The sequence below is a fragment of the Citrobacter sp. genome, assembly GCF_050252275.1.
Taxonomy (GTDB): domain Bacteria; phylum Pseudomonadota; class Gammaproteobacteria; order Enterobacterales; family Enterobacteriaceae; genus Citrobacter_A; species Citrobacter_A amalonaticus.
Map to the genome: position 1 here is coordinate 1 of NZ_JBFWLF010000298.1, position 5,449 is coordinate 5,449.

Here is a 5,449-nt window from a genome sequence, read left to right on the forward strand (position 1 = left end):
CTTATATTTCGCTACCCGTTTACGGCTAAAGAAGGCAACCACTTCTTCCAGCGACAGTGAATGATGCGGCGCTTTCAGCTCGTTGTAGGCACAGGAACGCTCGCCTAAACGTTCGTCCGGCATAGCAACCACACAGGCATCGTGAATGCGGGGGTGCTGCAACAGAATATCTTCCACTTCGCGACTGCTGATGTTTTCTCCGCCCCGAACGATAATATCTTTCTTGCGCCCGGTTATCTGAATGTAGCCCGCCTCGTCCATCCGACAGAGATCGCCACTGTAGTACCAGCCCTCGCTATCCAGCGCCCGGGCGGTTAACTCAGGCTCGTCAAGATAGCCCATAAAGACGTTCGGTCCGCGCGATGCCTCTTCCCCTTCAACGCCCGGAGGCACGGGATTACGCGCCTCATCAACAATTCTGATCTCCACGCCTGCCGCCGCGTAGCCATCGGTATTCATCATACGGGAAGGGGGATCGTCGAGATTCACTACCGCATGCGGCGAGCTTTCCGTCGAACCATAAACGCTGAGCAGTTTAATGCCGCGCTGCTGGCAGTCGCGAGCAATGCGCTGCGGAATGGTCGTTCCTCCGCACAAAAAGAAACGCAGCGAAGAGAGATCGGCAGGCTGCCGTTCCACAGTACAGAGCAGGTCGTACACAAACGGCGTCGCCCCCAAGACGCAGGTACAGCGCTGTTGCTCCAGAAGCGCAAGGCAGGCCGTTGGGGTAAAAATATCCAGTAGCACGCTGCGCGCGCCGATCAGAAACGGTGCCGTCACGCCGTGTAAAAAACCGGTGGCGTGTCCCAGCGGCGCTGGCATCAGAAAGACGTCCAGCCAGGTCAGATTCAGACGCGCGCAGTAGGCCCGCTCGCTGGCGAGAATATTGTTGTGGCTGAGCATGACGCCTTTTGGTAGTCCCTCGGTGCCAGAGGTAAACAGCACGGCGGCCAGCTCGTCGCCGTGAACCTGAATGTGACGGGCAAGTGGCGCGTTGTCCGCAACGATCTGGCTGAGGGCGAGCGAGGTTGTCGCCGGTGCCAGTTTATCGACGCCGATAACGTGTTGCAGATGCGGCAACTGGTTTTGCAGCGGCAAGATCAAATCGACCGGGCGCGTCTGTTTAAACACGGTTGGGGCGAAAAACAGTTTTGCCTGACATTTGTTCAGCACCCACACCAGCTCAGCTTCGCGCCAGGCGGGCAGCAGGGGAACGGATACGGCGCCGGTTTTCAGACAGGCGAGATAGATAACGGTAAATTCGCACCAGCCGGGAAGCTGAAAAGCGACGCGGTCGCCGGGCTGAATGCCGTTCGCCAACATCCAGCTCGCCAGACAGCTTGCCGCGTGGTCGAGGGCGGCATAGGTGAATTCCGTACCGTGGTTATCCACGACGGCGATTTTGTCTGGCACGCTGCGCGCGGTATGTTGCCAGTAGTCTCCCAGCGAGGCATCGCCCCAAAAGCCAAGCTTGCGGTATGCGTCCCGCCGCCCGGCGTCAAACGTTAATGTGACACTCATCGGAGGTTCCCGGTCTATCAAGGGGGTAGTAGGGGATTGCAGGCCGGATAAGACGCGTGGCGTCACTCTCCGGCATTTGTGTCCATCCGTCGTATCAGCCGTAGCGGAAATCCACGCCAAACGTGCCTGCGGGGTACTCCCATTTTTCGAGGATCGTCTCACCACACAGCACCCGGCAGGTTCCGCACTCCAGACAGCCGGCGGAATCAAAGTGAATCGTACCTGCCTCATCCTGCTTATAGAGTCCGGCTGGGCAGGCGTTCAGCAATTTTTGAAACTCTTTGCTGTCCGGGTTCGCCGCCAGAATGATGTGCGGATGGCCCTCATCAACATGGAATTTATTGACGCCCAGTTTGACGTCGACGTTAACGCGATTTTCCTGGCTCATAGCGCCGTGACTCCCTTAATGCCATCTTTGAGCAGATTCATCAGCCCGATCTGTTTTGCATGTGACAGGATCATTTTGCGCATCGGCTGATTCGGGCTGCCATCAATGGTGAACATGTCATTCACGATGTCCGCCACCATTCGCGGGTACTGGGTGAACAGGCGCGGATTCTCCATCAGCGCCGGGATCTTGCGGAAATGCTGCATATCACGCATAACGCACCCTTTCTCCAGCTCGTGTTTGTATTGCGCAAGCGTGCGGGCAGAGAAGTCCTTGCGCTCTTTGGCCCCAATCGCGGCGTGTGCCGCCGCTTCGGCAGAGGCGATGGCTAAATCCATTCCGCGTACCGTAAAACCGAGGTTCAGACAAAAGCCCGCAGCGTCACCGACAATCATCACACCGTCGCCTACCAGCTCCGGCACCATCGCCAGCCCGCCTTCCGGCACCATGTGTGCCGAGTACTCCAGCAATTTGCCGCCTTGAATCAACGGACGAACGGCTGGGTGCTGTTTAAAATCTTCCAGCATCTGCGGCACGCTTTTCTGCGCGTGGGCCATGTCGCCCAGCCCGCATACCAGACCGAGGGAAATGGAGTCACGATTGGTATAGAGGAACCCGCCGCCCATCAGGCCGTTTGATGGCGAACCGGCGAACAGCCAGGCTGCGCCTTCATTTCCGGACAGATTAAAACGGTCGTTGATTTGCTCCGGGGAGAGGCCAATCAACTCTTTCACACCGATGGCGTAATGGTGCGCCGATGAGGCCGGAACCATACCCAGCGAACGGCCCAGCATTGAATTGACGCCATCGGCGAGGATCACCACGTTGGCTTCGAGAATATCGTCGCCAGCCTGTACGCCTGTGACCTGGTTGCCTTCACGAATCAGCGCATCCACGCGCACGCCGGGGATAAATTGTGCGCCAGCCGCTTCGGCTTGCTCCATCAGCCACGGGTCGAGACGGTTGCGCAACACGCTGTACGATGCCTGAGCCGGTACATCCGGCTGTTCGCGATGGTAATCCAGCGTGATCGCGCTTTCTTCCGTCATAAACGAGATTTTCTCGCGGGTGACTTTGCGTTCAACGGGCGCCTTCTCGCCAAATCCGGGCATAATCCGCTCAATCACATGGGCGTAGAGGCGCCCCCCGGTCATATTTTTACTGCCCGCGCTGTTACCGCGCTCGACGACCAGAACATCGAGTCCGGCTTTTGCCATGATGTACGCCGCCACCGTGCCCGCTACGCCAGCACCGACGACGATGGCATCAAATTTTTCATCCGACATGCTTAAAGCTCCCTTCCCGCCGTTTGCACAGCGGGAGATGTGGGTCAAGGTGAGAATTAGCGCAACTGCGCGATCAGGGCAGGGACCACTTTGTAGATGTCGCCCACCAGTCCGTAATCGGCATAGTTAAAGATTGGCGCGTTTTTATCTTTGTTCACGGCGACAATCACTTTCGCGCCATTGCCGCCCACCATATGCTGGATCTGTCCGGAAATACCCAGCGTCAGATACAGTTCGGACTTCAGCAGTACGCCGGAAACGCCGATGTAACGCTCGCGCTCCATCCAGTTTTCCCCTTCGGCGATAGGGCGTGAACAGCCCACTTCCGCGCCGAGTACGGCGGCCAGTTCGCGCACCATGTTCAGGTCGTCTTGCGCCGCCAGGCCGCGACCGACGCCTACCACACGTTTTGCTTTGCTTAAATCAACGCTGCTGAGCGATTTGGCGCGACGTTCCTGACACAAGATCTCCTGGCGCGGGGCCACCCACTCGGCGGTAACCACCGGGCAGTCATGCGTGGGATCCGCCTCAATCGGCTCCAGTACGCCAGGGGCGAGAGTGATAATGGCCAGCGGACTGTTCAGTTTTTCTTTGCCAAACGCCAGGCCGCCATACATACGATGCTCGGCAAACAGCGCGTTCTCTTCAACGCTCACTGCCGTTGCATCGTTAACCATGGCCGCATCCAGTTGAATACTCAGACGCGCGCCCAGCGCTTTGCCGCGCTTGGTTGCTGCCATCAGCAGCAGACCGTCGCCTTTTTCCCTGATTTGCGCGGCCAGCGTTTCGGCGTAATTTTCGATTCGCTGCAGGTCGGAGGGTTTATCCAGTACGATGATGCCGTCAGCACCGAGCGGCTTAACCTGCGCCGCCTGCTCAGAACCCTGAACAATGGCATAGACCTGTTGACCCCACTGACGTGCGCCAGCCATCAGCTCTGCGTAGCGTTCAACGTTATCGCTAAATACCCAGACGTGGGTTAATTGACTCATGATTGTGTTCTCCGTTGGGCTCAGTTCAGGGCTTTTTTCAGGTGTTCAGCCAGTTCGGCGATGGCTTCCGGCGAATCGTTATCCAGAATGATGTGCTTACGCGCCGTTTGTGGCGGTACGGTAATGGCAACCAGTTCTGCTCGCAACTCGCCCTGACTCCAGCCGATATCGCTTGCCTGCCATGTGTGTACGGGCTTTTTCCCGGCGCCAAGAATGGCTTTCATTGAGGGGATGCGTGGCACGTTAATATCCGATGTCACGCAGATAACGGCCGGAAGTGACAGTTCTATCACCTCAACGTCCTCTTCCAGCGTACGCTCTACAAGCAGCTTATCGCCCTGACGCTGGAGGCTGCTGACGGCGTTAAGGGTTGGCAGTTGCAGGATCTCACCGACCAGTAGACCAACCTGTTGTGCATAAAGGTCGCCAGACCCTTCGCCAAACAGGAGCAGATCGAATCCGATTTTTTCCACCGTGGCGGCAATGGCTTGCGCCGTGTCTTTTGGCAGCGCGTGTTCCAGCTGTGCATCCTGCATCAGATACAGTGCATGTGGCCCGCGGGAGAGCACATCCTTACGCACTTTCGAGTTTTGCAATAATAAGCCGCCCACCGTCAGTGCCGCGATCTCATCCTCTGCCTCGGTGGCCAACTGCGTTGCGGCCTCAATGGCGTTGAGATCGAACTGACTGATTTTGGCGTCCGCATTGTCAAAGCTCAGCGCTTGCTCGGGCGTAACAACAATGTCCTGTTCTTCAGGCACCAGCTTAAAGCAGGTTATTATTTTCATGGCATCTCCTGTGAGTCGCATACCGACAGTGACAATCAGGCCACCCCGGTGGAAAGTGAAAATTGACTGGAAATAGTGTGCGACAGACGGCGGCTTTTTATCGACGGAGCAATCTGTTTTCGTTACCAGGTATCTTGCAAAAAAAGTGGGATCGCTCGTACAAAAGAAATGAGTAGAAAATCATTTGAGAGAATTAAACATATTATCTTGCAGGTGAGGGAAATAATCTTGTTTTGCCTTTACTAAATACAGTTGTATAACCGCCATACTCGCTTTATTTTATCCTCATTATATTGTTCAGGATAAATTTCTGCTTGTGGAGGTTGTCATGTATCAACGCTGCTTTGATAATGCCATGGAAAGCCTTTTTGACCAGGGCAAAACCCCGCGATTTTCCCGATTTGTCATTAGTGATGATCCCCGTTGGGAGTCCGGTCATCATGTTCATGACAAAGAGACCGAGCTCATTTATGT

At 56.1% G+C, this 5,449-nt stretch carries 5 protein-coding genes and 1 pseudogene; 1 reads left to right on the forward strand and 5 read right to left on the reverse strand.

The annotated features are described in order from the left end of the window. From fadK to AB7E14_RS19820, 5 genes are all read right to left on the reverse strand, one after another. Window positions 1–1,521, reverse strand: a 1,521-nt coding sequence (gene fadK, locus AB7E14_RS19800) for a medium-chain fatty-acid--CoA ligase (RefSeq protein WP_428169836.1), incomplete at its 3' end; no start/stop codon positions are given. 94 nt (window positions 1,522–1,615) lie between these two features. Then, on the reverse strand, window positions 1,616–1,909 hold the full coding sequence (locus AB7E14_RS19805) for a ferredoxin family protein (RefSeq protein ID WP_043000861.1): 294 nt from the start codon (window positions 1,907–1,909) through the stop codon (window positions 1,616–1,618). Next, on the reverse strand, window positions 1,906–3,195 hold the full coding sequence (locus AB7E14_RS19810) for an FAD-dependent oxidoreductase (protein ID WP_428169837.1): 1,290 nt from the start codon (window positions 3,193–3,195) through the stop codon (window positions 1,906–1,908). The genes AB7E14_RS19805 and AB7E14_RS19810 overlap by 4 nt, the downstream gene beginning before the upstream one ends. A gap of 56 nt (window positions 3,196–3,251) precedes the next feature. Continuing rightward, window positions 3,252–4,187: an electron transfer flavoprotein subunit alpha gene (locus tag AB7E14_RS19815; protein ID WP_046402029.1), complete on the reverse strand. Its 936-nt coding sequence runs from the start codon at window positions 4,185–4,187 to the stop codon at window positions 3,252–3,254. Between the two features lie 20 nt (window positions 4,188–4,207). Continuing rightward, window positions 4,208–4,975 carry an electron transfer flavoprotein gene (locus AB7E14_RS19820; protein WP_044328158.1) on the reverse strand — a complete coding sequence of 256 codons (768 nt, stop codon included), beginning with the start codon at window positions 4,973–4,975 and terminating at the stop codon, window positions 4,208–4,210. Window positions 4,976–5,303: 328 nt separating this feature from the next. On the opposite strand from AB7E14_RS19820, the pseudogene AB7E14_RS19825 reads away from it, so the two are divergent. After that, window positions 5,304–5,449, forward strand: a pseudogene (locus tag AB7E14_RS19825) (AraC family transcriptional regulator); the annotation flags it as partial.